At 61.9% G+C, this 25,111-nt stretch carries 24 protein-coding genes; 15 read left to right on the forward strand and 9 right to left on the reverse strand.

Annotated elements, in window-relative coordinates; translation table 11 throughout:
- Positions 1–135: 135 nt before the first annotated feature.
- A complete protein-coding gene (locus tag VI26_RS14920) occupies positions 136–1,719 on the forward strand; it encodes an ABC transporter substrate-binding protein (protein ID WP_048410542.1) in 1,584 nt (527 codons plus the stop codon).
- A gap of 670 nt (positions 1,720–2,389) precedes the next feature.
- Positions 2,390–3,040, forward strand: coding sequence for a TetR/AcrR family transcriptional regulator (locus VI26_RS23310; RefSeq protein WP_082151092.1), 651 nt, complete (start codon positions 2,390–2,392; stop codon positions 3,038–3,040).
- Positions 3,041–3,152: 112 nt separating this feature from the next.
- On the opposite strand, the gene VI26_RS14935 is transcribed toward VI26_RS23310, so the two are convergent.
- Both VI26_RS14935 and VI26_RS14940 read right to left on the reverse strand, forming a co-directional pair.
- Positions 3,153–4,574, reverse strand: coding sequence for a sensor histidine kinase (locus VI26_RS14935; RefSeq protein WP_048410544.1), 1,422 nt, complete (start codon positions 4,572–4,574; stop codon positions 3,153–3,155).
- Positions 4,575–5,240, reverse strand: coding sequence for a response regulator (locus VI26_RS14940; protein WP_048410545.1), 666 nt, complete (start codon positions 5,238–5,240; stop codon positions 4,575–4,577).
- Between the two features lie 122 nt (positions 5,241–5,362).
- On the opposite strand from VI26_RS14940, the gene VI26_RS14945 reads away from it, so the two are divergent.
- The 3 genes from VI26_RS14945 (at position 5,363) to VI26_RS14955 (ending at position 9,586) form a co-directional block, all read left to right on the forward strand.
- The gene (locus VI26_RS14945) at positions 5,363–6,454 is read left to right on the forward strand and encodes an ABC transporter substrate-binding protein (protein WP_048410546.1); all 1,092 of its coding nucleotides are present in this window, start codon (positions 5,363–5,365) and stop codon (positions 6,452–6,454) included.
- Between the two features lie 326 nt (positions 6,455–6,780).
- Positions 6,781–8,523: an iron ABC transporter permease gene (locus VI26_RS14950; protein WP_048410547.1), complete on the forward strand. Its 1,743-nt coding sequence runs from the start codon at positions 6,781–6,783 to the stop codon at positions 8,521–8,523.
- Positions 8,516–9,586 (forward strand): ABC transporter ATP-binding protein, encoded by a 1,071-nt coding sequence (locus VI26_RS14955; protein ID WP_048410548.1) that lies wholly within the window; start codon positions 8,516–8,518, stop codon positions 9,584–9,586. The genes VI26_RS14950 and VI26_RS14955 overlap by 8 nt, the downstream gene beginning before the upstream one ends.
- 443 nt (positions 9,587–10,029) lie before the next feature.
- Here the strand turns inward: VI26_RS14955 and VI26_RS14960 are convergent, their stop codons facing one another.
- Positions 10,030–11,169 carry a porin gene (locus VI26_RS14960; RefSeq protein WP_053074442.1) on the reverse strand — a complete coding sequence of 380 codons (1,140 nt, stop codon included), beginning with the start codon at positions 11,167–11,169 and terminating at the stop codon, positions 10,030–10,032.
- Between the two features lie 668 nt (positions 11,170–11,837).
- Between VI26_RS14960 and VI26_RS14965 the strand changes: the two genes are divergently transcribed.
- On the forward strand, positions 11,838–13,112 hold the full coding sequence (locus VI26_RS14965; protein WP_048410549.1) for an O-acetylhomoserine aminocarboxypropyltransferase/cysteine synthase family protein: 1,275 nt from the start codon (positions 11,838–11,840) through the stop codon (positions 13,110–13,112).
- A gap of 11 nt (positions 13,113–13,123) precedes the next feature.
- On the opposite strand, the gene VI26_RS23315 is transcribed toward VI26_RS14965, so the two are convergent.
- Genes VI26_RS23315 through VI26_RS14980 form a run of 3 tightly spaced genes read right to left on the reverse strand, consistent with a single transcriptional unit; the run spans position 13,124 to position 15,125 of the window.
- Positions 13,124–13,576: a BLUF domain-containing protein gene (locus tag VI26_RS23315; protein WP_053074443.1), complete on the reverse strand. Its 453-nt coding sequence runs from the start codon at positions 13,574–13,576 to the stop codon at positions 13,124–13,126.
- 50 nt (positions 13,577–13,626) lie between these two features.
- Positions 13,627–14,550 carry a hypothetical protein gene (locus tag VI26_RS14975; RefSeq protein WP_053074444.1) on the reverse strand — a complete coding sequence of 308 codons (924 nt, stop codon included), beginning with the start codon at positions 14,548–14,550 and terminating at the stop codon, positions 13,627–13,629.
- A 2-nt stretch (positions 14,551–14,552) separates the two neighbouring features.
- A complete protein-coding gene (locus tag VI26_RS14980) occupies positions 14,553–15,125 on the reverse strand; it encodes a LemA family protein (RefSeq protein WP_048410550.1) in 573 nt (190 codons plus the stop codon).
- A gap of 98 nt (positions 15,126–15,223) precedes the next feature.
- Here VI26_RS14980 and VI26_RS14985 point away from each other — a divergent pair, with 98 nt between their 5' ends.
- Positions 15,224–16,099, forward strand: coding sequence for a Rossmann-like and DUF2520 domain-containing protein (locus VI26_RS14985; protein ID WP_053074449.1), 876 nt, complete (start codon positions 15,224–15,226; stop codon positions 16,097–16,099).
- Here the strand turns inward: VI26_RS14985 and pncB are convergent.
- Genes pncB through VI26_RS15000 form a run of 3 tightly spaced genes read right to left on the reverse strand, consistent with a single transcriptional unit; the run spans position 16,088 to position 18,586 of the window.
- Positions 16,088–17,287, reverse strand: coding sequence for a nicotinate phosphoribosyltransferase (pncB, locus tag VI26_RS14990; RefSeq protein ID WP_048410610.1), 1,200 nt, complete (start codon positions 17,285–17,287; stop codon positions 16,088–16,090). The genes VI26_RS14985 and pncB overlap by 12 nt on opposite strands.
- Positions 17,288–17,303: 16 nt before the next feature.
- Positions 17,304–18,008, reverse strand: coding sequence for an SAM-dependent methyltransferase (locus VI26_RS14995; RefSeq protein ID WP_048410551.1), 705 nt, complete (start codon positions 18,006–18,008; stop codon positions 17,304–17,306).
- A complete protein-coding gene (locus tag VI26_RS15000) occupies positions 18,005–18,586 on the reverse strand; it encodes a nucleoside triphosphate pyrophosphatase (protein WP_048410552.1) in 582 nt (193 codons plus the stop codon). The genes VI26_RS14995 and VI26_RS15000 overlap by 4 nt, the downstream gene beginning before the upstream one ends.
- Positions 18,587–18,705: 119 nt before the next feature.
- Here VI26_RS15000 and VI26_RS15005 point away from each other — a divergent pair, with 119 nt between their 5' ends.
- From VI26_RS15005 to fabF, 8 genes are all read left to right on the forward strand, one after another.
- Complete coding sequence (locus VI26_RS15005; RefSeq protein WP_048410553.1) at positions 18,706–19,209, forward strand: DUF177 domain-containing protein; 504 nt, start codon at positions 18,706–18,708, stop codon at positions 19,207–19,209.
- A 46-nt stretch (positions 19,210–19,255) separates the two neighbouring features.
- Positions 19,256–19,435 carry a 50S ribosomal protein L32 gene (gene rpmF, locus VI26_RS15010; RefSeq protein ID WP_011136965.1) on the forward strand — a complete coding sequence of 60 codons (180 nt, stop codon included), beginning with the start codon at positions 19,256–19,258 and terminating at the stop codon, positions 19,433–19,435.
- Between the two features lie 57 nt (positions 19,436–19,492).
- A complete protein-coding gene (plsX, locus tag VI26_RS15015; protein ID WP_048410554.1) occupies positions 19,493–20,530 on the forward strand; it encodes a phosphate acyltransferase PlsX in 1,038 nt (345 codons plus the stop codon).
- Positions 20,531–20,535: 5 nt separating this feature from the next.
- Positions 20,536–21,495 (forward strand): beta-ketoacyl-ACP synthase III, encoded by a 960-nt coding sequence (locus VI26_RS15020; RefSeq protein ID WP_048410555.1) that lies wholly within the window; start codon positions 20,536–20,538, stop codon positions 21,493–21,495.
- 127 nt (positions 21,496–21,622) lie between these two features.
- Positions 21,623–22,552 carry an ACP S-malonyltransferase gene (gene fabD, locus VI26_RS15025; RefSeq protein WP_048410556.1) on the forward strand — a complete coding sequence of 310 codons (930 nt, stop codon included), beginning with the start codon at positions 21,623–21,625 and terminating at the stop codon, positions 22,550–22,552.
- Between the two features lie 52 nt (positions 22,553–22,604).
- Positions 22,605–23,342: a 3-oxoacyl-ACP reductase FabG gene (gene fabG / locus VI26_RS15030; protein WP_048410557.1), complete on the forward strand. Its 738-nt coding sequence runs from the start codon at positions 22,605–22,607 to the stop codon at positions 23,340–23,342.
- Positions 23,343–23,448: 106 nt separating this feature from the next.
- Positions 23,449–23,688: an acyl carrier protein gene (acpP, locus tag VI26_RS15035; RefSeq protein ID WP_048410558.1), complete on the forward strand. Its 240-nt coding sequence runs from the start codon at positions 23,449–23,451 to the stop codon at positions 23,686–23,688.
- 180 nt (positions 23,689–23,868) lie between these two features.
- Entirely contained in the window at positions 23,869–25,110 is a 1,242-nt protein-coding gene (fabF, locus tag VI26_RS15040; protein ID WP_048410559.1) for a beta-ketoacyl-ACP synthase II, read from the forward strand.
- Position 25,111: the final 1 nt, after the last annotated feature.

A 25,111-nucleotide genomic window follows, 5' to 3' on the forward strand; every position in this document is an offset into this window, starting at 1 on the left:
GCCGGGCTCAAATTCCTTCCTTGGCCGCGCCGTGAATATGAATATGCATAATCGATGGTTTGTTTTTTTCGCTTATTCGCTTAACCTTCCTTGCAGATTCCGCAGAGGCAATGGTTGTTAGATAAGGAAATAGTGATGAACAAGCAAATGATGCTGCTGGCGCTGTGCTTGGCGCCTACCCTGGCGCTGGCCGCCCGCCCATTGACGGTATGCACCGACGCCAATCCGGAAGGCTTCGACGTGGTGCAATACAATTCCCTGGTCACCACCAACGCCTCGGCGGACGTGTTGATGAACCGGCTGGTGGAATACGATGCCATCGGCCGTAAAGTGGTGCCGGGATTGGCCGCAAGCTGGCAAGTCAGCGACGACGGCCTCAGTTACACGTTCAAACTGCGTCCGAACGTGGCATTTCACGCCACCGATTATTTCAAGCCCGGCCGCAAGCTGAACGCCGACGATGTGGTATTCACCTTCGAGCGCATGCTGAATCCCGGCCATGCCTGGTACAAGACCGCGCCGAATGGCTACCCGCACGCGCAGGCCATGCAGTTTCCCAAATTGATCAAGGCGGTGCAGAAGGTTGACGCCAGTACCGTGCGCTTCGAGCTCAACTACCCGGAAGCCACCTTTCTGTCCAGTCTGACCATGGGCTTCGCGTCCATCTATTCGGCGGAGTACGCCGGCCAGCTGCTGGCGGCCGGCCGCCAGGCGGATTTGAACAGCAAGCCGATAGGCACCGGCCCCTTCGTGTTCCGCAGCTTCCAGAAGGACGCGGTGGTGCGCTATGCGCCGAATGCCGGCTATTGGGGCGCCAAGCCCAAGATTGGCGGGCTGATCTACGCGATCACGCCGGACGCCGCGGTGCGGGCGCAGAAGCTGAGAGCTGGCGAATGCCAGCTGGCCTTGTCGCCCAAGCCGCAGGACGTGCTGGCGGCCAAGGCGGATTCCAAATTACAGGTATTGCAGACCCCGGCCTTCATGACCGCCTTCGTCGCCTTCAATAGCCAGAAAAAACCGTTGAACAGCCCGCTGGTGCGCCAGGCGTTCAATCTGGCCTTCGACAAGAGCAGCTATCTGAAAACGGTGTTCGACAACACCGCCATCGCGGCGGACTTGCCGTATCCGCCCAATACCTGGAGCTATAACAAGGGCGAGAAGCCTTATGCCTACGACCCGGCGCGCGCCAAGAAGCTGCTGGCCCAGGCAGGCTACCCCGATGGCTTCGAAACCACGGTATGGGTGCGCCCCAGCGGCAGCACGCTGAACCCCAATCCCAAGGCCGGCGCCGAATTGTTGCAGTCCGATCTGGCCAAGATCGGCGTCAAGGTGCAGATCAAGGTGATTGAGTGGGGCGAACTGATCAAGCGCGCGAAGGCCGGCGAACATGAGCTATTGTTCATGGGCTGGGCCGGCGACAACGGCGATCCGGACAATTTCCTGACCCCGCAGTTTTCCTGCTCCGCGGTGCAGTCCGGTACCAATTTCGCGCGTTATTGCGATGCCAAGCTGGACAAGCTGATCAGCGACGGCAAGAAAAGCAGCGATTTCGCGCAACGCGCCAAATTGTATCTGGCGGCGCAGAAGCTGATTCAAGAGCAGGCGCTGTGGTTGCCGCTGGCGCATCCCACCGCTTATGCGCTGGCGAGCAAGAGTTTGAGCGGTTACGCGGTCAGCCCGTTTGGCCGGGTGGATTTTGGTCGCGCGCATTTGAACTGATAAGCGGCGGGCCCGTCATGGCGGCGGGCCGTCAGTTTTTGTCAGCTTAGGCGCGTTTGTTTTGGGTTAATGTTCGTATGTGAACTTAATCGTGATTATTTTAACGATTTCGCAAAGCCGCCAGCTTATTTTTCTTGAAATGTTGTTTTCGCTTATTTGTTTTTTCGTTTAGAGACTAGCTGCTAGCTAAGGGTGGTATTACTTTAGTAGTTGCTTGTTATCTTGTTCATGCATGTCTTGTCGTTTGCGCCAGCGGCGCAGCCTGTGCGGGCCTGACTTGAAACGGGCTTTTTCACGGTCATCCGGCCATGGTCCGGGTTGCGACAATCCTTTCCCTGCTTGATTATGGCGGGCTCTCCGCCTTGCCGGGCCAGCGTTGCGCGAACGCCACGCGGCTTGGCTGGCGTCCGCGCGCCACGGCGAGCATGACAGCCCTCCAGCTAAAATGTTCCAAAGCGCTGAAAATGCGCAATTTAATAATGGATATTTTAATATTAATGATCTCTTCTTAAGGGTAATTAGGAAATATTCTTAAAAAGATCAAGCTTGTCCGGCTTATCCCTAGTTGAAACTACTCACTGGCCTATTTAGCGTGTGCTCACCCTCGCTTATGACTACAGTTTCGCGTATCATCAAAGCTTGGTTGGGATAAACATGACATAAGAATATAATGCAAACTAGACGAACACAACAAAGTCGTAGGGAGTCCACCATCGGAAAACTGGTGGAGGCGGCCATCGAGTGTCTGCTGGAGTTTGGTTATCACGGCACCAGCGTGCAACTGATCTGCAGCCGGGCCGGCGTCTCCCAGGGGGCATTGTTCCGCCATTTCGCCACCAAGAACGAACTGATGCTGCCGGTGGGGCGCAAGGTGGTCGACGATATTTTCGAAGCCGGGCTCAAGCTGGCGGCGGAAATGCCCAGCACGATGCCGGAAGAGGAACGGATCGTCGCGCTGATGAAGGCCCTGGTGCTGTCACCGCGCCACATTGTGTTGATGGAGCTGCTGATGGCGGCCCGCACCACCGCCGATCTGCGGGAAATCTTCCTGGCCAGTTCCAGCAACTACTTCCGCGATCGCTTCGTCGCCCTGATGGCATCGCTGTTTCCGCGCTACGCGATCTCCACCGGCTTCTTCGCCACCTTGCTGACCATGATGACCACCTTCCATGGCATGGCGCTGTACCGGATGCTGAACGAGCATCCCGAAGGCGACAAGATGCGCGAGCAGTGGCTGCAGACCGCCTTGCGCAGCGAGCTGGAACGCATCCGCGCCGAAGGCGCCGACAGCCGCAATCCCTTATACCAATTGCCGTTCTAAGACGGTGGTTCGGCGTTAAAAACCGCTTCGAAACACAGATGCGCCATATGGGCATCGCGCTTTCTCGGCGGTTTTCGTCTTCGCTCGCGAGCCCGTAACACGGGCTCGAAGTCTATCCCATGCCTGCTGGCGGAAATTGCAGCTTGACGCTGAGGCCACCACCGGCGTTGCGGCTCAACTCCACCGTCGCTCCGTGGCGGTGGGCGATTTCCCTGACGATGGCCAATCCAAGCCCGCTGCCGTTGCTGGCGGCGCCGGCGATGCGATAAAAGCGCTGCCATACCTTGTCCCGTTCCGCATCGGCAATGCCGGGGCCGTTGTCGTCTATGCGCAGCCACGGCGCCGGCAGCGCGCCGGCGGCCAGGGTGATGCGGGCGGCGCCGGCGACCGGGTGGTAGCGGATGGCATTGTCCAGCAAATTGCCCAGCGCCTCCCGCAGCAAGCCGGCATGTCCGCGTATTTCCACCGTTTCCTCGCCTTCGTAGCCCAGATCCGCGCCTTGGCCATGAGCCCAAGCGGCTTGTTCCAGCGCCCATTCCCGTAGCCACGCGGCCAGATCCATTTCGGTCAAGGCGATCGCCTGGCCGTTGTCGGGCTCCACCCGCGCCAGTTGCAGCAATTGCTGCACGCCATGGCTGGCACTGTCCAGCGAGGCCAGCAGTTTGTCCAATTGCTGCCGCAAGGCGGCTTCGGATGCTTGACGCTGGGCCAATTCCGCCTGGGTCCGCATCACCGCCAGCGGCGTTTTCAATTGATGGGCGGCATCGTCGATGAAACGGCGCCGTGCCGCCTGCAGCTTGTGCCAGCGCACGCCTTGCTGATTCAGCGCGTCCACCAGCGGAGTCAGTTCGGTGGGCAGTTCGCTGCTGGGCAGCGGGCTGAGGTCGGTGTCCTTGCGCGCGCCCACCTTGCGCGACAAGCGGCGCAGCGGCCGCAGGCTGTGGCCGACCGCCAGCAGCACGATGACCAGCATGATGGCGCCGAGCAGCGCTTCCTGCGCCAATGCCCCCAGCAACAGGGTGCGCGCCAGTTGCTGGCGCGATTCCGGCGTTTCCGCCACCTGGATCCAGACGTCGCGGCTTTGCAGCGTGGCCATGTCGCGCACCGATTGGCGCAGGGTCAGCAGCCGCAGCGTGTCGCCGTGATAGCCGATGTCCGAGTAGTCCGGCTGGTAGCGGATTTCGGCGCGGCGGCGCGGCGGCGGCAGGGGCAGGTCCTCATAGCCGGTCAGCACCGCGCCATCGTCGCGGCTGACCCGGTAGAACACCTTGCCGGAGGCGTTGGATTCGAACATCTGCAAGGCGAAATAGGGGATGTCCACGCTGATGGCGCCGCCATGGGCGGCGACGCCGTCGGCAATGGCGCGGCCGGAGCTGAGCAGCATGCGGTCGAAGGCGGTATTGGCCGCCTGCAAGGCACGGTCATAAGTCATCCAGCCGTCCAGCGCCAGCATCAGCAGCAGCGGTATCGACAGCCCCAGCAATAGCTGCTTGCGCAGGCTGGCGGGCTTGAGGCGGGAAAGAAGTTTGCGCATTTACGGCGTGGTCAATAGATAGCCCAGCCCGCGCAAGGTGACGATGGAGACCGGCTGCTCCGCCAGTTTCTTGCGCAAGCGGTGCACGTAGATTTCAATGGCCTCGGCGCTGCCGGACTCATCCAGGCCGAAGATCTTTTCCGATAGCTGGGTCTTGCCTATCGCCTTGCCGCCCTGCAGCATCAGCACCTCCAGCACCGCGTGCTCGCGCGGCGTCAGCCGCAGCGTGTCGCCATGCAATTGGAACTGGCGGCCGATGCTGTCGTAGCTGAGCGGGCCCAGTTGCAGCAACGGGCTTTCGCGGCCATGGCTGCGGCGGATCAGCGCGCGCACCCGCGCTTCCAGCTCATTGAGATCGAAAGGCTTGGCCAGGTAATCGTCGGCGCCCAGATCCAGGCCGCGAACCCTTTCTTCCACCGAGCCGTGCGCGGTCAGGATCAGCACCGGCAGCGCCTGCTTGCGGCCGCGCAGCCGGCGCAGCACCTCCCAGCCGTCCAGCTTGGGCAGGTCCAGGTCCAGGATGGCCAGCGCGTAATCCTGGGTGCGCAGCACATGGTCGGCGTCGCTGCCGTTGAGCATGCAGTCCACGGCGAAGCCGGCCTGGCGCAGGGCCTGGGCCAGCGATTCCGACAAGGCCGGATTGTCTTCCACCAAAAGCAGGCGCATGGTTGGCTCATTGAAAGCGGATTGAAAGCTTCACTCTAATATCATGGCTGGGCAAGCGAAGCCAATAGAGCGTCGCCGTCGAAAGATGTGCTCAACATCTTCAGCTACCAAGGAGCAACACCATGAATAGAGTCAGAAGCTTGTCCGCGCTGTGCTGCGCGCTGGGTTCCGCCGCCGCCTGGGCGGCCGTGCCCGCCGGGTATCCGGCCAGTTATCAGCAATTGGTGGACGCCGCGGCCAAGGAGGGCAAGGTGGTGGTGTATTCGGCCACCGACAGCGCCGCCGCGCGGCCGCTGATCAAGGATTTTCAGGCTTTGTATCCCGGCGTCAAGGTGGAATACCACGATATGAACAGCACCGAGATCTATAACCGCTTCATCAGCGAGAACGCCGCCAACAGCGCCAGCGCCGATGTGGTATGGAGCTCGGCGATGGATTTGCAGGTGAAGTTCGTCAATGACGGCTATGCCGCCAGTTACGCCTCGCCGGAGACGCCGAATCTGCCGTCCTGGGCGCATTATCAGCAGCAGGCCTATGGCACCACTTACGAACCGGTGGCCATCGTCTACAACAAGCGCTTGTTGAAGCCGGCGGAGATTCCGCAGACGCGCGCCGACCTAGTGCGCATCCTCAAGGCCAATCCGGCCCGCTTCAAGGGCAAGGTCACCAGTTACGATATCGAGAAATCCGGTGTCGGTTTCAATTTTCTGACCCAGGACGCTCGCCACAATAGCGCCGGTACCTGGGAACTGGCGCGCGCGCTGGGCGCCAGCGGCGTCAAGCTGCAAACCTCCACCGGCGCGATGATGGAACGGATTTCCTCGGGCGAGAACCTGATCGGCTACAACATCCTCGGCTCCTATGCCTACGCCAAGGCCAAGAAGGATCCGGCCATCGGCTATGTCTATCCCAAGGACTACACCCAGGTGGTCAGCCGTCTGGCCATCGTGTCCAAGAAAGCGCGCAATCCCAGCGCGGCGCGGCTGTGGTTGGACTATCTATTGTCCAAGCGCGGCCAGACCGTGCTGGCCAACCAGTCCGAGCTGTTCTCCCTGCGCAGCGATGTCAGCGGCGCGGCGTCGATTACCGCCTTGAATCAGCAATTGGGCGGCAGCGCCAAGCCTATCCAGGTGGGCACCGGCCTGTTGGTCTATCTGGACCAGGCCAAGCGCCTGGACTTCATGCGTCAGTGGCAGCAGGCGCTGAAGAAATAGCGCGCCGCCGCATGGTCTAGCCGGCCGTTTGACGCGGTTGACGATGCATCCCTGTGCGGACTTTTTCCCGCGCGCGGCGGAGCGTCAACCGTTTCCTGAGAGCCTGTTCAAAGTCTCGCGAGCAAGAGCGAGACAAGGCGTTGTGGCTGAGAAAGCGGAATGTACAAGCGCTACATGAGCATTTCGAAGCGGTACTCATCGTGTAACGCGTCCACGACGCGCAGCAGATCGTAAACAGGTTCTGAGCCGGCCTTCCCTATTCCTTCATCAGCCGTCCGCCCGGCGCGGACGGCGCAAAGGCCTGTGCGTCAGGCCTGGGAGCAAGCATGGATTCTTCCGTAAAGCTCACGGCGACCGCCGCGAGCCCCGCCGCCGCGCGTGGCGGGGCGCCGCGCTGGAGCGCGATCAGCCGCTGGCTGGTCATGGGCGTATTGGCGACGCTGGTGTTGGCGCCGCTGTCTTTGGTGGTGTATCAGAGCCTGCTGGATCAGCCATTCTTCATGGCGGACAAGAGCATGGGATTGGCCGCCTACCGTTTCGTGTTCACCGACTCCGATTTTTGGTCCGCGCTCGGCAATTCGCTGGTGATCGCCGCCGGCATGGCCTTGATCGCGATTCCGCTGGGCGGAGTGCTGGCCTTCTTGATGGCGCGCACCGATCTGCCGGGGCGGCGCTGGCTGGAGCCCTTGCTGCTGACGCCGGTATTCGTGTCGCCTATGGTGCTGGCCTTCGGCTATGTGGTGGCGGCGGGACCAGTGGGCTTTTATTCGCTGTGGTTCAAACAGTGGTTCGGCGTGGAAGAGCTACCGTGGAATATCTATTCCTTGGCCAGTATCGCGGTGGTGGCGGGGCTGACCCATGTGCCGCATGTCTATTTATATGCGTCGGCGGCGCTGCGCAATCTGGGCTCGGACGTGGAGGAAGCTGCGCGCGTGGCCGGCGCCAGCCCCTTCCGCGTGGCGCGCGACGTCAGCCTGCCGATGGTGATGCCGGCGATGCTGTTCTCCGGCGTGCTGGTGGTGTTTCTCGGTTTCGAGGTGTTCGGCCTGCCGCTGGTGCTGGGCGACCCGGAAGGGCATCTGGTGCTGGCCACCTATCTGTACAAGCTGACCAATAAGCTGGGGATTCCGTCCTATCACCTGATGGCGGCGGTGGCGGTCTGCCTGATCGCCATCACCTTCCCGCTGGTCCTGCTGCAGCGCCGGCTGTTGCGCAGCGCCCAGCGTTTCGTTGCCCTCAAGGGCAAGGCCGGACGTCAGCATCCGCTGTCGCTGGGGCCGTGGCGCTATGTGGCGCTGGCCATCGTGCTGCTGTGGCTGTTCCTCACCGTGGTGGTGCCGATTACCGGCATCGCGCTGCGCTCGGTGGTCAGCCATTGGGGCGAGGGCGTGTCCTTGCTGGAGACGCTGACGCTGGATCACTACGCGCTGGTGTTCGAGGAGGACAATATCGTCCGCGCCATCGTCAACACCCTGGGCGTCGGCATCATCGGCGGCGCGCTGGCGGTCGGTTTTTACACCCTGGTCGGTTTCGCCGGCCATCGTCGCAATGACTGGGGGGGGCGCGTGCTGGATTACCTGGTGCTGCTGCCGCGCGCGGTGCCTGGCATCCTGGCCGGCCTGGCCTTCCTGTGGGTGTTTCTGTTCGTGCCCGGCTTGCAGGGCGCCAAGAACAGCATGCTGTCGATCTGGCTGGCCTACACCGTGGTCTGGCTGGCCTATGGCATGCGGCTGGTGCAGAGCGCCTTGCTGCAAGTGGGACCGGAGCTGGAGGAAGCGGCGCGCAGCGCCGGCGCATCGCAGCGCCGCGCCAGCCTGGACGTGACCCTGCCCTTGATCCGTTTCGGCCTGCTGTCCAGTTGGCTGCTGATCTTCATGATTTTCGAGCGGGAGTATTCGACCGCGGTGTATTTGCTGTCGCCCGGCACCGAGGTGATCGGTTCCTTGTTGGTATCCCTGTGGGCCACCGGCGCGGTGGACCAGGTGGCGGCCCTGTCTGTGATCAATATTCTGATGGTGGGCGCCGGCTTGGCGCTGGCCTTGCGTCTGGGAGTGAAACTGCATGACTAAGCTGAGCGTGCGCGATCTGCATCTGAATTACGACCACAACCCCATCCTGCAAGGGGTGTCCTTCGACCTGGCCGCCGGCCAGGTGGTATCCCTGCTCGGCGCTTCCGGCAGCGGCAAAACCACCTTGCTGCGCGCCATCGCCGGGCTGGAGCAGCCATCCGCGGGGCGCATCCTGTTGGATGGCCGCCCGCTGTACGACGGCGCGGCCGGCTGCAATCTGGCGGTGGAGCAGCGCTCCTTGGGCCTGGTGTTCCAGTCCTATGCGCTATGGCCGCATCGCACCGTGGCGCAGAATGTCGGCTATGGCTTGAAACTGCGTAAAACCCCTGCGGCAGACATCGCGGCGCGGGTGCGGCAGATCCTGGACAAGCTCGGGCTCGGCCATCTGGCCGAGCGCTATCCGCATCAGCTGTCGGGCGGCCAGCAGCAGCGCGTGGCGATTGCCCGCGCGCTGGTGTACAACCCGCCGGTGATTCTGCTGGATGAGCCGCTGTCCAATCTGGACGCCAAGCTGCGCGAAGAGGCGCGTGCCTGGCTGCGCGAACTGATCGTGTCGTTGAACTTGTCGGCGCTGTGCGTCACCCACGACCAGGGCGAGGCGATGGCGATGTCGGACCAGATACTGCTGCTGAAGAACGGCCGCATCGAGCAGGCCGGCAGCCCGACCGAGCTGTATTCGGCGCCGGCCTCCCTTTATACCGCGCAATTCATGGGCGCCAATAATACGCTGCAAGCCAAGGTGGCTGCCCGGGATGGCGATAGCGTCACCTTGCAAGGCGAGGGCTGGCAGTTGCGCGCCACTGCGCGCCAGGCGCTGCAAGTGGGACAAACGGCGCAGGCGGTGATCCGGCTGGAGCGGCTACGGGTGCAGGACGAGCCCGGCGGCAACAGCCTGCCGGCGCGCTTGATCGCGTCGATGTATCTGGGCGACCGCTGGGAATACCTGTTGCAGCACGGTGAGCTGCGCTTGCGCGCCTTTGGCCAGCAGGCCAGGCCAAATGGTGAATGCTGGGCGGAGTTCCGGCAGGAGGACACCTGGGCGTTCGAGGCGGTTCCAGCCTGATTGACTCTGTAAGAGCCTGTTCAAAGTCTCGCGAGCAAGGGCGAGACAAGGCGAAAACGAGTGAAAAAGCGGAATGTACAAGTGGTACATGAGCATTTTGAGCTTGGTTTCAACGCCGTATCGCCGAAGCGCAGCAGACTTTGAACAGGTTCTAAGGGTATCGGCAAAGGGCAAGCGCGAGGCTTGCTCTTTTTTTATGGCCGCGTGCGGCGGAGCAGGTGTTAATGACGATGGGTGAATGGGGCGTCGATGTCTAGTGGGAAGGGTGGGGCGCGCTAGCCACGGTCTGGTCTGCCATTAGATGCGCTATTGTCGGGAGATCTAAGGAGTAGGGTGGGATTGAAAAGCCTGATGTTGGTCGCAGCTTGCCGCAATGAAAAAGGCCCGCTTGCGCGGGCCTTTTTCTCATTCATGTTCGTGGGTTCTTGCGTCGAACCGACAAATTAGAATGCGTGGATCATGTTCAGGCCGAAGGCCTTCAGATCCTTGTTGGCGTTATCCAGGCCACCTTTAACATCGATCTGGCCGAATTGCGCGCCGAAGGTGGTGCGCTTGGAGATCGCGTAGTCAACGCCCAGCACGTACTGGCTGTACTGCGAGTCGTTCAGTTTTACGCTGCTGATTTCAACTTTGTCGCCGCGAGCGTAGGTGAACTTCGGAGTGAATGCACCGATGGTGTAGGCGGCAGTCAGAGCATACTCGCGAGTTTTTACTTTACCGTTTACATCAATAGCGCCGGAATAACTTGCACCGTTGATGATTTGGTTAGCCCAAGTGGTACCCAGGATGTCCAAGCCACCTTTCTGCTGTTGGTAGCCGAAAGCAACCAGCAGATTGTTGGCGTTGTAGCCAACTTCCAGGCGGTGTTTGTCGTTAGCGGTGGCGTTAACGATGGAGCCACGAGCAATTTGGCCATCAGCTTTGTCAGCTACGGTCAGTTTGCCGGTGATCGGATCTTCGAACAGGCCAACAGAAGAGTTGGCTTTGCTTTCATGGATGTAAGCATACTTGCCGAAGAAGCCACTATTTTCGTAGCCCAGGCCAACGATAGCGGTTTCACGCGCTTGGGTGTTCGAGGTCTTGTCTTCTTTGGTGCCGTATTGCAGAGCGGCGCTGAAGCCAGCGATGCTCGGCATGTCGTAGCGCACGGAGTTCTTCAGGCGCTTGCCGTCACGGGTGAAAATGCCCAGGCCCAGTGCGTCGCTGCTGTATTCCCAGCTGTCAACGATGCCCATGTCGCTGTCCAGGAAGTTGGACACGTTGCCCAGACGCAGGGTGCCCAGATCGCTCTGCAGGCCTACGAAAGAGTTACGGCTAGCGAAAGTGCCGCTGCTGGAGCCGGTGCGGGATTGGCCGTCGATGCCAAAACCGGTTTCAACTTGCCAGATAGCCTTCAGACCGTTGCCCAGGTCTTCTTTGCCTTTGAAACCAATACGGGAACCGAGGTCGTCGATGTTGGTTTGCTTGGTGGAACCGTTGTCAACGTACTCTACGCCGCCTTTGATTTTGCCGTAGATGGTAACGTCAGCGAAAGCTGCGGCCGGCAGAGTAGCTACCAGCAGGGCGATCAGACTCTTTTTCATGGTCAAGTCATCCTTTATATGGGTTTAGGAATGTGAGCAAATGCTATTGGCTAAGTTGTTTAAATGCAACTTTTCGGTAAATGGCGTGTTGCAAATCAACAACCAAATGTTGCTTTCTATGTGTGGTTTTACATGGAAAAGTCTTGCTAAGCCAATGAACAAAATGAAGAAAATATGAATTATGCGAATGGGAGTGAAGTGTTGTAAAAAAGCATCTATCGCCTACATTCCTTATGCCATAAGGATTTTGGCGTGGGTGTGGAGATGGGGAGCAGTGGCGGCAGTGAAAAAAAATGAGCCCGCGGAGGGCGGGCTCGAAATCAACGTGACTTGAAGAGAATTCACGATGCTGCAAGAAGCACATCAGAATGAATTCGTATCTGAATCATAATAGAAAGCGAAGGCTATGTAAATAGTGATGTCAGGGGCGATGGTTACCCGTTTTTGGTGGTGTGGTGAGTGCTAACGTGTTGTTTATAAAATATTATTCATATTGATTTGATTCTTCTGTGAATGATTGCTCTTGTGGTGGTCTTTGTGCGGAATGGTAGATCGTTTGCTTTTATGGCGCGGCATTTTGCTTCTTTTGCTGTTGCCGCTTCCCGGCTAAGGTAGTCGGGTTGCATGTCTGAACCTGGGCAACTCACTCCATATAGAAGGATGACGCGATGAAACTGGAAACCCTGGCGGTGCATGCCGGCTATGCGCCGGACCCGACGACCAAGGCGGTGGCGGTGCCGCTGTATCAAACCACCAGCTATGCCTTCGACAGCACCCAGCACGGCGCCGACCTGTTCGATCTCAAGGTGCAGGGCAATATCTACACCCGCATCATGAACCCGACCACCGATGTGCTGGAGCAGCGGGTGGCTGCGCTGGAGGGCGGCATCGGCGCGCTGGCGGTGGCGTCCGGTATGGCGGCGATCTCCTACGCAATACAAACCATCGCCGAGGCCGGCGACAACATCATCGCCACCGGCACCTTGTACGGCGGCACTTATAATTTGTTTGCGCACACGCTGCCGCAATTGGGCATCGAGGTGCGTTTCGTCGATTACCGCCAGCCGCAGCGGATTGGCGAAATGGCGGACGCGCGCACCAAGGCGGTATTCTGCGAGTCCATCGGCAATCCGCTGGGCAATGTGGTTGATTTCGCCGCCTTCGCCGATCAGGCGCATCGTCATGGCCTGCCGCTGATCGTCGACAACACGGTGCCGTCTCCTTATCTATGCCGGCCGTTCGAGCACGGCGCCGACATCGTGGTGCACAGCCTGACCAAATACCTGGGTGGCCACGGCAATAGCATAGGCGGCATCATCGTGGACAGCGGCCGCTTCCCCTGGGCTGAGCACGCCGAGCGCTTCGCACGTCTGAACGCGCCGGATGTCAGCTACCACGGCGTCAACTACGTGGAGACATTGGGCGCGGCCGCCTATATCGCGCGGGCGCGGGTGGTGCCGCTGCGCAATATGGGCGCGGCGCTGGCGCCGTTCAACGCTTTCCTGATCTTGCAAGGGATAGAAACGCTGGCGCTGCGCATGGATCGCATCTGCGCCAATGCCTTGCAAGTAGCCCAACGTCTGCGCCGGCACCCGGCGGTGGAATGGGTGGAGTACGCCGGGCTGGAGGATCATCCGGACCATGGCTTGGCGCAGCGCTATTTTGGCGGCCGCGCTTCCGGCGTGCTGTCCTTCGGCATCCGTGGCGGCGCGGCCGCGGGCGGTCGTTTCATCGACGCCTTGCAGTTGGTGACCCGCTTGGTGAATATCGGCGACGCCAAGTCGCTGGCCTGCCATCCGGCCACCACCACTCACCGCCAGTTGTCCGCAGAGGAGCAATTACGCGCCGGGGTGCGTCCGGAGATGGTGCGGCTTTCCATCGGCATCGAACATATCGACGACATTCTGGCCGACATTGACCAGGCCTTGGTCGCCGCGGCTTAATAAGGCCTCGCTCAGCCGCGGCGCAATACCTGGGGATTCATGCCATTAGGCAGGTGGTGATGCCATTTACCGTCCAGAAAGCTCTGCATTACCTGCTGGACCTTGCCATGCAGGGTCCAGCCGGCGTCGCGGGCGATCGCGGCGGCGGACAGGGGCTTGCCGTCGGCCGGCTGTATTGGCGCGATGTATTCCAGCGGATGATCCGCCAGCATCGGATGATCGATTTCTTCGCGCGACAGCAGGGTCAGCTGATGATGCTGCGGGTCGCGCGCGATGCGTTGGTACAGCGCATCGACCACGTCTTCGGGTCCTTCCAGTATCTGCAGGAAATCGTCGTTCAACATCAGCAGCACGCTGGCGATGCCCTGGCTGTGGTTGTAGTCGCGAAAACGGCCGATGCGGGCGTGCATGAGCCCGGCGGATACCGGGTGCTGCGCTGCGCTGCTATAGATCAGACGGATCATCGTGTGCTCCGCGTGGCGAGAACTCTTGCTTGCAGTATAGCGCCTGACGGTTAAGTCAATTTGAGCCAGGCCAACACGCAGACCAAAGCCACGACGGCGTGCAGCCAGGCGCGGCGACGGAACAGGCTGGCGCTTTGCCGCGGCGGCAGCGTGGTGATGATGGGCGGGCCGCTCTGCTCATTGCCGGCCAGTAGCCAGTACGCGGGCTGCCGCGCCATTTCTTTATGCAGCGCGAGCACTTCGCGTTGCGCCGCGGCGCGCGCCAGGCCCCATTCCCGCTGGTCCAACTGGCCGTTGCCGTCCAGGTCGAAACGGCGCAGCAGCTCGGCCTGGTTGCGTTTCCACTCCGCCAACTTGGCGCCGATGTCCAAGCGCAGCTCGATGGCGCCGACGCGCGGCTCCAGGCGTGACAATTGGCCGCGCACATGGATGGTCTCGCCTTCGTCTATCCATTCCTCTATCAGCAGCATGCCGTCCTCGTGCCAACGGCGCCGATGATGGGCGATAACCTGGGCCGAGCCCGGCAGCACGGTGGCTTCCGCGTCGCCGTCGACCAGCAGAAAGCTGTCGTCGCTGCTGATTTCCGGCGGGTTGACACGGGCGGCCAGCCGGGTGGAACGCTGCATGGTCCAGCGCAGCCAGTCTTCCAGATCCAGCTTGCCGCGTTCATCTATGCGCCAGCAGCGGTACCAGGCGCAGCGCCGGCCGCTCAAGGGGCTGTAGTTGGGCGCGTTGGGATGGCAGCGGGCCATGCCGGACAATTCCACCTGGCCCAGCGCCGCGCTGGCTAGCCGCGAGGTGGGGGTGTCGGCCAGTTGCCGGTAGCGGCGGTAGTTGGCATGCCAGCTGAACAGGCCCACCGCGGCGACGAACAACAGACCGTAGCGCGTGACGCCGCCAAGCCACACTGCGCCGGCAAGCAGGTAGAGGCCGAGGCTTAATTCCGGCAACAGCGAAGCGAAAATGAACGGCATGCTCAGCGTCGCGCGAACAGCGCTTGCATGTCGACATCACGGGTTTCTGCTGCGGCGAAGCGCAGCGGCCTGGCCGGCGGAAAATGAAACAGGCGGGCAAGCAGCAAGTCGGGAAACTGTTCGATGCGGGCGTTGTGAAGCTTGACCGCCTCGTTGTACAGTTCGCGGCGATCGGCCAGCGCCTCTTCCAATTGAGTGATGCGTTCGCTCAATTGCGCGAATTGCTGATCGGCCTGCAGTGCCGGATACGCCTCCGCCACCGCGTAGAGCTGGCCGATCAGGCCGTGCAGCCGTCCCTCGGCGGCGCCCAGCGCTTCCGGGTCGCGCGCGCGGGCGGAGTCGGCGACGGCGCCGCGCGCGGCCATCACCTGGGTCAGGGTTTCCTGTTCGAAGGCGGCGTATTGCCGGCACACTTCCACCAGTTTGGGCAGCTCGTCGTGGCGCTGCTTGAGGATGACATCGATATTGGCCCAGCTTTGCGTCAGTTGGTGCTTCAGATTGACCAGCGCATTGTAGAGCGTGACCAGGTAGAGCAACGCGGCGGCGACGGCGGCGAGGAAGATGGCCAGCTTCATATGGAATCCTTTGCGAGGCCGCGCGGACTTGGCGGCGGATGCTGGCATTATTGTCCAGCGGCGGCGGCTTGTCGCTACATTCAGAAAGAGGGGAAAGCGTGAATTTCATCAGCATCATCGGTGCCGGTCGCCTAGGCAAGACCCTGGCGCGGCTAGCGCAAGGCTCCGGGCGCTATCGGGTGCTGGACGTGATGACGCGGCGACTGGAGTCGGCGTGCGCGGCCTGCGAATTCATCGGCGCCGGGCGGCCGGTCTGTGATTGGGCGCAGTTGGCGCCGGCCGATCTCTATCTGCTGGCGGTGCCGGACGCGGCCATCGCCGACTGCGCTCAGGCGCTGGCCGCTGCCGGCGTGGTGCCGCCCGGTGCCGTGGTGTTTCACGCCAGCGGCGTCAGCGAATCCGGCATGCTGCAGCCGTTGGCGGCGCGCGGCGCGCACCTGGGCAGCCTGCATCCTGCTTTCTCATTCGCCGATCCGGAGCGGGCGGCCGAGTATTTCGTCGATGTGCTGTGCGCGCTGGAGGGCGATGCGCCGGCCTGCGCCGCTTTGCGGACGCTGGCGCAGGCCGTGGGCGGGCGGCCGTTTCAATTGGCCACCGGCGGCAAGCCGGCTTATCACGCGGCTTTGTCGGTGGCGTCCAATTATCTGGTGACGCTGACCGCGATGGCGCAAGAGTTGGCCCGCCAGGGCGGCGTGCCGGTCGAGCTGCTGACTCCGCTGCTGGGCGGCTTGATGCGGCAGACGCTGGAGAATGCGCTGGTCTTGGGGCCGCAGGCGGCGCTGACCGGGCCCATCGTGCGCGGCGACGCGTCGACGGTGGCGCTGCATCTGCAGGCGATGGACGATGCCGGCTTGCGCGCCGCCTATCAAGCCTTGGGTCGACAGACGGCGGCGCTGGCCGGCGAGCGTCTGTCCGAGCCGGCGCGCCGGCAAGTGCTGAGCGTGCTGGAACTCGACGAGGACTCAGGCCGGTAGCGCCACCTTGAACACTTGGCGCAGATAGGCGAGGAAGGTCTCGTCGCTGCACATGGTCTTGCCGGGGCTGTCGGACAACTTGGCCACCGGCTGGCCGTTGCAACTGACCAGCTTGAGCACGATCTGCAGTGGCTCCAGGCCCATGTCGTTGGTGAAATGGGTGCCGATGCCGAAGCTGATCTGGATGTGCGGGCTGAAGTGGCGCTGCAGGTTCAGCGCGCTGTCCACGCTCAGGCCGTCGCTGAAGGTCAGCATCTTGGTGGCCGGGTCGATGCGCAGCTTGCGGTAATGCGAGATCGCTTTCTCGCCCCATTGATAGGGATCGCCGCTGTCGTGGCGCAGGCCGTCGAACAGCTTGGCGAAATAGAGATCGAAGTCGGCCAGAAAGGCATCCATGCCCACCACATCGGTCAGAGCGATGCCGAGATCGCCGCGGTATTCCTGCACCCAGGATTCCAGCGCCGCCTTCTGGAAATCGCGTAGCCGCACGCCCAGCGCCTGGAAGGCCTGGAAGAATTCGTGAGCCATGGTGCCAATGGGGGTGATGCCCAGCTTCCAGGCCAGGTAGACATTGCTGGTGCCGCGGAAGATGTCCGGCAGCGCGCTGTTCAGGCGCTCCACCACGTGTTGCTGCCATTCCCGGCTGAAGCGGCGGCGGGTGCCGAAGTCGGCGATCAGCAAGGGAAAGCGCTGCTGCGCGGCCTCGCTGTCGCGGAAGCGTTCCAGCACGGCGATCTTGGCGTCCAGCCGGCGCAGACCCTCGGCGCGGACTTCAGCCGAATCCAGGCGGCGGAAATACAATTCGTTGACGATGGCGAGCACGAAGATCTCGAAGAACATCGCCTGCACCAGCGGGCCCTTGATGCGAATCGCCAGTTCTCCGTCCTCGCAGGACACGGTGATGAAGCGCCGCTGCAGGTGAAACAATTCCAGGTAATCGACGAAATCGCTCTTGATGAAGCGCAGCGTGCGCAGGTAGGCCAGTTCTTCCTGGGTGAAGTGCAGCTGGCACAGCCAATCCAGTTGCGCTTCCAGTTCTTTCTTCAACTGGGTCAGCGGCATGTCCGGGCGGTTGCGGCATTTGAACTCGTACTCGCCGTGCGAGGCCGGGAATTGGTGCAGCACCACTTGCAGCATGGTGAACTTGTAAAGATCGGTGTCCAGCAGGGAGTGTATCAGCGGCGGAATCTTGGCCATGGTGGGTTCAGGCGGCGTGAATGATGAAAATGGCCGGGCGCTTGTGCAGGTCCGGCGCGTCCTTGGGCCAGTCCTTGACCCTGCGGCTGACGATGGTCTGGCTCGGCAGGGTCAGATCGCAGGCCACCGCCAGCCGGGTGGCCGGGGGTAGCGTGTCGCGCAATTGCTGCAGCAGCGCATTATTGCGGTACGGTGTTTCGATGAAGACCTGGGTCTCGTTGCGCTGGCGCGAGCGCTGCTCCAGTTCCTTGACTATTTTGGCCTTGTCGGCGGCGTCCACCGGCAGATAGCCATGGAAGGCGAAGCATTGGCCATTGGCGCCGCTGGCCATCAGCGCCAGCAGAATGGACGAAGGACCGATCAAGGGTTCCACCCGGACGCCGCGCTCGTGCGCCAGCGCCACCAGTTGCGCGCCGGGGTCGGCCACCGCCGGGCAGCCGGCTTCGGAAATCAGACCCAGATCATGGCCGTCCAGCAGCGGCTGCAGCAGGGCGGCGACGTCGGTCGCGGCGGTGTGCTCGTTCAGCGTGCTCATGGCGAGTTCACGAATGGGCGTGTTGATGCCCAGCGCTTTCAGGTGTTTGCGCGCGGTTTTTTCCGCTTCCACCACGAAATGGGTCAGGTGCAGCACTTTGGCGCGCTCGGCTTCGGGCAGCCAGGCGATGGACTCGTCGCCCAGCGGGGCGGGGATCAGGAACAGGGTGCCGCTCATTGCAAAATCTCCACGCCTTCGTTGGCCAGCATCGTGATCAGCTTGAACAGCGGTACGCCGATCAAGGCATTGGGGTCGTCGGACTCCACCCGCTCCAGCAGCGCGCCGCCCAGGCCCTCGCTCTTGGCGCTGCCGGCGCAGTGCAGCGCGTCCGGCTCGCGTTCCAGATAGTTGCGGATTTGCGCGTCGCTCAGCGCGCGCAGGGTGACGCGGGTGATGCCCACCGCTTCTTGCAGCCGACGCTCGGCGCTGTTGTACAAGGCCAGCGCCGAATGAAACACCACGGTGCGGCCGCTCATCCATTGCAGCATCTTGACGCCGTTGTCGAACGATCCTGGCTTGCCTATCTGCTGCCCGTCAAGCAATGCCACTTGATCTGAACCTATGATCAACGCTTGCGGATGCTTTTCCGCCAGCGATTGCGCCTTGGTGCGCGCCAGCCGCACCGCGGTTTCCAGCGCGGTTTCACCCGGCAGCGGGGTTTCGTCGCACACCGGCGGCTCGGCGTGGAAGGGCAGGCCCAGGCGGGCGATGATTTCTTGGCGGTAGCGGGAGGTGGAAGCCAGTACAATCTGCATATTTGAGGCGTCGCTTGTTGCGGAGCCGGCGCGCTTGCAAGGCGGCGCCAGTGGCGCGCGCGCGGGGCCCCTTGTTTCTTTTGACAAATCAGGGGAATGGATTGTACCATGCGAGGTTTATGTCTAAACCGATTTTGATCGATCCGCTCAAGTTCGCCCGGGAAGGGCGTTCGCAGGCCGGCAAACTGCCGGTTGGCGAGCTGGATGAGCGTGTGCACAGCGATCTGTCCGACACCTCCGGGGATGTGGAATACACCCTGGATGGTTTTCGCGACAGCTTGAAGCGTTTGTCGCTGCGTCTTCATTTGTCGGCGGAACTCAAAGTGACCTGCCAGCGCTGCATGGATAGCATGCCGTACAGCCTGGACACCGATTCGGTGATCACTTTGTTTACCGACCCCGACAAGCTGGAAGAGGCTTGCGAGCAGGACGAGGAGCTGGACGCGGTCATCGCCGAACCGGAATTGAACCTGACGGCGCTGATCGAAGACGAAATCATTATGGGCTTGCCGCTTTCGCCGAAACACGACGACTGCGGCAGGGAAACTCTCTCGCTCGCCAAGGCTGACAAGCCCAATCCGTTTGCGGTGCTGGCGGCGCTTAAGAGACCCAAGTCCGAGTAAAACCCGGATTCGAACCGAATCTACTTGAATTTCTTAGGAGTCGACCATGGCTGTTCAACAGAACAAAAAGTCCCCGTCCAAGCGCGGCATGCATCGTGCACACGATTTTCTGACCGCTCCGGCCCTGGCAGTAGAAGCCAGCACCGGCGAAGCGCATCTGCGTCACCACATCAGCCCGAACGGTTTCTACCGCGGCCGCAAAGTTGTGAAGACCAAGGGCGAGTAATCTCCCCGTCTTCCTACTTTCCCCACTGATTAGGCAGCACTATTACCGCACTCGTTGATGACTATCACCGTCGCGGTTGATGCAATGGGCGGTGACGTTGGCCTCAAGGTTACCGTCCCTGCATCGATCCAATTCCTGCAAAACCATCCCGACACCCGTTTGATTCTTGTTGGCGACCAGCCAGCCCTAGAGGCGGAACTGGCCGCGCATCAAGGCGTCGCGCGTGAACGCATCCGCATCCAGCATGCCACTCAGGTGGTGGGCATGGATGAGGCGCCTCAGCTCGCCTTGAAGAACAAGAAAGATTCGTCGATGCGGGTGGCCATCAATCTGGTCAAGGAAGGCGAGGCCCAGGCCGCCGTGTCCGCCGGCAACACCGGCGCGCTGATGGCGACCGCGCGTTTCGTGCTCAAGACCATTCCCGGCATCGACCGTCCCGCCATCGCCAAAATGCTGCCCACCGTCAAGGGCTCATCTTGCGTGCTCGATTTGGGCGCCAACGTCGATTGCACCCCGGAACAACTGTTGCAGTTCGGCATCATGGGGTCCGAACTGGTGGTGTGCCTCAGCGGCAACGCCTCTCCCCGCGTCGGCCTGCTGAACATCGGCTCGGAAGACATCAAGGGCAACGACAATATCAAGAAGACTGCCGAACTGCTGCGCCAGTCCGAGCTCAATTTCCACGGCAACGTGGAGGGCGACGACATCTGCAAGGGCACGGTGGACGTGGTGGTCTGCGACGGTTTTACCGGCAATGTGGCATTGAAGACAGCTGAGGGGCTGGCTCACATGTTTGCCGTATTCCTGCGTGAAGAGTTCGGCCGCAGCTGGTGGACGCGCTTGTGCGCGCTGGCCGCGCTGCCGGTGTTGAAACTGTTCAAGAAGCGCATCGATCCTCGCCGCTATAACGGCGCCAGCTTGCTGGGGCTGCGCGGCATCGTGGTGAAAAGCCACGGCGGGACCGATGTCACAGGATTCCGTTACGCGCTGGAACAGGCTTGCGAGGAAGCCGGCTCCGACGTGATTGGTCACATCGCCGACCGGATTGCGCACCAATTAAATAATCTCAAGCAGTCCGAGGCGGAAGCGAACTGACAACCATGGGCTATTCCCGCATTCTAGGCACCGGCAGTTTTCTGCCCGAGCAGGTGCTCACCAATGCGCAATTGGCCGAACGCGTGGATACCAGCGACGAGTGGATAGTCTCGCGCACCGGCATCCACGCGCGCCATATTGCCGCAGAAGAACACAAAACCAGCGATCTCGCGCTCAAGGCGGCGGAAGCCGCGATCCAGAGCGCGGGCATCGACAAGCACGAGATCGATCTGATCATCGTGGCCACCACCACGCCCGACATGGTTTTCCCCAGCACCGCCTGTTTGCTGCAGGAAAAGCTGGGTATTCCCGGCTGTCCGGCTTTCGACGTGCAGGCGGTATGCGCCGGCTTCATGTTCGCGCTGGTGACCGCCAACAACTATATCAAGAGCGGCATGGCCCGCCGCGCCTTGGTCGTGGGCGCGGAAATCATGTCCCGGGTGCTGGATTGGGACGACCGGCGCACCTGCGTGCTGTTCGGCGACGGCGCCGGCGCGGTGATCCTGGGCGATTCCGACGAGCCCGGCATTCTGCATGCCAAGCTGGCGGCGGATGGCCGCTACAAAGACATCCTCAATACCCCGGCCCAGATTTCCGGCGGCAAGATCCAGGGCATGCCCTATCTGCACATGGACGGCCCGGCGGTATTCAAATTCGCGGTCAAGGCCCTGTCCGACATCGCCGCCAAGACCCTGGCCGAAGCCGGCGTCGACAAGAGCGAAGTGGACTGGCTGGTGCCGCATCAGGCCAATCTGCGCATCATCGAATCCACCGCCAAGCATTTGGGGCTGCCGATGGAGCGCGTGATCGTCACATTGCCGCAACAGGGCAACACCTCGGCTGCGTCCATTCCGCTGGCGCTGGACTGCGCGCTGCGCGACGGACGCATTCGCCGTGGCCAGACTGTCCTGCTGGAAGGAATTGGCGGCGGTTTCGCCTGGGGCGCGGTGCTGTTGAAGATCTGATCCCTTATCCGGCGCAAGCGGCGGACGGCTGACCGTGGGGTCACTAGCCAAGGCGATATTTGATCGCTAGGCTTGGCAGAGGCCGCCGATTTGCGTCATTCTTGCGTCGAATTCTCAGGAGTCGACTATGTCGTTTGCTTTTCTGTTCCCGGGCCAAGGCTCGCAAAGCTTGAAAATGATGGACGGCTTCGCCGATCTGCCCGTGGTGAAACACACTTTTGACGAAGCATCGGACGCCCTGAGCGTCGACCTGTGGGCGATGCTGCAGGCGGACTCGGCCGACGAGATCAACGCCACCGTCAATACCCAGCCCATCATGCTGGCCGCCGGCTATGCCACTTATCTGGCCTGGCAGGAGCTGAACGGTCGTCAGCCTTCGCTGGTGGCCGGCCATAGCCTGGGCGAATACACCGCCTTGGTCGCCGCGGCGGCGCTGCCGTTCGCGGAAGCGGTCAAGCTGGTGCGCTTGCGCGCGGAAGCGATGCAAGCCGCGGTGCCGGCAGGCATCGGCGCGATGGCGGCCATTCTGAATCTGTCCGATGACGATATCCGCGCCGCCTGTGCGGAAGCGGCTCAGGGCGAAGTGGTGGAAGCCGTCAATTTCAACTCGCCGGGCCAGGTGGTGATCGCCGGTCATAAAGGCGCGGTGGAACGGGCGATGGAGCAATGCAAGGCCCGCGGCGCCAAGCGCGCGCTGCCCTTGCCGGTGTCGGTGCCCTCGCACTGTTCGCTGATGCGTCCGGCGGCTGAGAAGCTGGCGGCGGCGCTGGAGCAAGTGCATATCGGCGCGCCGGCCATCCCGGTGTTGCATAATGCCGACGTCGCCAGCTACGGCGAGCCGGCGCAAATCCGCGACGCCTTGACCCGTCAGCTGTACATGCCGGTGCGCTGGACCGAAACCATCCAGAAGCTGGCCGCCGACGGCGTGACGCAGATGGCGGAGTGCGGACCGGGCAGAGTGCTGGCCGGTTTGGCCAAGCGCATAGACGGCAACGTCAAGTGCCTGGCGCTGACCGATGTGGCGGCGCTGGAAGCCGCCCGCGGCGAACTGAACTGAATACAATGCGGTTGCGCCATGGCGCGGCCGCGATAAAGGCAAGGAGACAGCAATGAGCCTGCAAGGCAAAGTGGCCCTGGTCACCGGCGCGTCGCGCGGCATCGGCGCGGCGATCGCGGCGGCGCTGGCGGCCGAAGGCGCCATCGTCATCGGCACCGCCACCAGCGAGGCCGGCGCGGCCGGCATCCATGAACGCTTGTCCGCCCACGGCGGCGCCGGCCGGGTGCTGAACGTGACCGAGGCTGGCGCGATCGAGGCGCTGGTTGAATCGATCGAGAAAGAATTCGGCGCGATCGCGGTGCTGGTCAATAATGCCGGCATCACCCGCGACGGTCTGCTGATGCGGATGAAGGACGAGGACTGGGACGACATCATGGACACCAATCTGAAGTCGGTGTTCAAGACCTCCAAGGCCGTGCTGCGCGGCATGATGAAGGCGCGTTTCGGCCGCATCATCAATATCGCCTCGGTGGTGGGCGTGTCCGGCAACCCGGGCCAGACCAACTACTCGGCCGCCAAGGCCGGCATCATCGGCTTCACCAAGTCGATGGCGCGCGAAGTGGGCAGCCGCAACATCACCGTCAACTGCGTGGCGCCGGGCTTTATCGACACCGATATGACCCGCGCGCTGCCGGAAGCGCAACGCGCGGCGCTGGTGGAGCAGATCGCCCTGGGGCGCCTGGGTGATGCCAAGGATATCGCCGACGCCACCGCGTTTTTGGCGTCGGATCGCGCTGGCTACATCACTGGCCAGACGCTGCACGTCAACGGCGGCATGTTGATGCCGTAAACAGGCTTGCAGCCCTCCTGGAGATTTAGGTAGGCTGCTCTAATTTTTTTTTGTAGAATACCGGGGTTTTGTTATCCCGAATCAGAAAGGTCATGGGTTTAAACAAATGGAAAACATCGAAGCGCGCGTTAAGAAGATCGTTGCCGAACAACTGGGCGTGAACGAAGCCGAAGTCAAAATCGAGTCTTCCTTCGTGGACGATCTGGGCGCCGACTCCCTCGACACCGTTGAGCTGGTAATGGCTCTGGAAGAAGAGTTCGAGTGCGAAATTCCGGATGAAGAAGCCGAGAAGATCACCACCGTTCAGCAGGCCGTTGACTACGTCAGCGTTCATCTGAAAAAGTAATTCCTTCCCTTTCGAGGGGGTATTAGGACCTCTGCCCGGAGCCGTTCTGGTCTCTTTGCAGAGGTCTTTTGCCAAGAGGATGCCAAACGCGCGTTTGATCGTCGGTCTAAGAGCCAGCGCATCGCGGCGCGCGGGTGGTCTCTCGGGAGACTGCCCTCCCATCTCTCACGGAGATTCTTCGTGTCAAAACGCAGAGTTGTAGTAACCGGCCTGGGTCATGTGTCCCCGGTCGGCAATGATGTCGCCACCGGCTGGGCCAATTTGCTGGCCGGCAAGAGCGGCATCACCAAGATTACCCGTTTCGACGCCAGCGACATGGCTTGCCAGATCGCAGGCGAAGTGAAGGGCTTCGAGATCAGCGACTATATCTCGCCGAAGGAAGCCCGCCGCAACGACCTGTTCATCCATTACGGCATCGCCGCGGCCTTGCAGGCGGTGGCGGACGCTGGGCTGGATGATATTCCGGGCCTGGACAAGACCCGCGTCGGCGTCAACATCGGTTCCGGCATCGGCGGCTTGCCGCTGATCGAGGACACCGGCGTGGCGCTGATGGAGGGCGGCCCGCGCAAGATCGGCCCCTTCTTCATTCCGGGTTCGCTGATCAATCTGATCGCCGGCCAGGTATCCATCCTGAAAGGCTATCAGGGTCCGACCTATGGCATCGTGTCCGCCTGCACCACCGGCGCGCACTGCATCGGCGACGCTGCGCGGATGATTCAGTACGGCGACGCCGATGTGATGGTGGCCGGCGGTTCCGAAGGCGCGGTTTCGCGCTTGGGCATAGGCGGCTTCGCCGCGATGAAGGCGCTGTCCACCCGCAATGACGATCCGGCCACGGCCTCGCGTCCTTGGGACAAGGGCCGCGACGGCTTCGTGATGGGCGAGGGCGCCGGCGTGCTTGTGCTGGAGGATTATGAGCACGCGGTCAAACGCGGCGCGAAAATCTACGCCGAGCTGATCGGCTTCGGCATGAGCTCGGACGCTCACCACATCACGGCGCCCAGCGCGGAGGGCCCGGCGCGCGGCGTGGCCAATGCACTGCGCGATGCCGGCATCAATGCCGATCAGGTGCAGTATGTGAACGCGCACGGCACGTCCACGCCGCTGGGCGACGCCAACGAGACCACGGCGATCAAACTGGCGTTTGGCGACCATGCCAAGAAACTGGTGGTCAACTCCACCAAGTCGATGACCGGCCACTTGTTGGGCGGCGCCGGCGGCGTGGAAGCGATCTACACCATCCTGGCGGTGCACAATCAGGTTTCGCCGCCCACCATCAACTTGCAGGAGCAGGATGTGGAGGCCGGTTGCGATCTGGACTACGTGGCCAATACCGCGCGCGACATGAAGATAGAAGTGGGTATTTCCAACTCCTTCGGCTTCGGCGGCACCAACGGCACCCTGGTGTTCAAGCGCGTTTGAT

Origin of the sequence: Chromobacterium sp. LK1 (assembly GCF_001043555.1) — a bacterium.
Lineage (GTDB): Bacteria > Pseudomonadota > Gammaproteobacteria > Burkholderiales > Chromobacteriaceae > Chromobacterium > Chromobacterium aquaticum.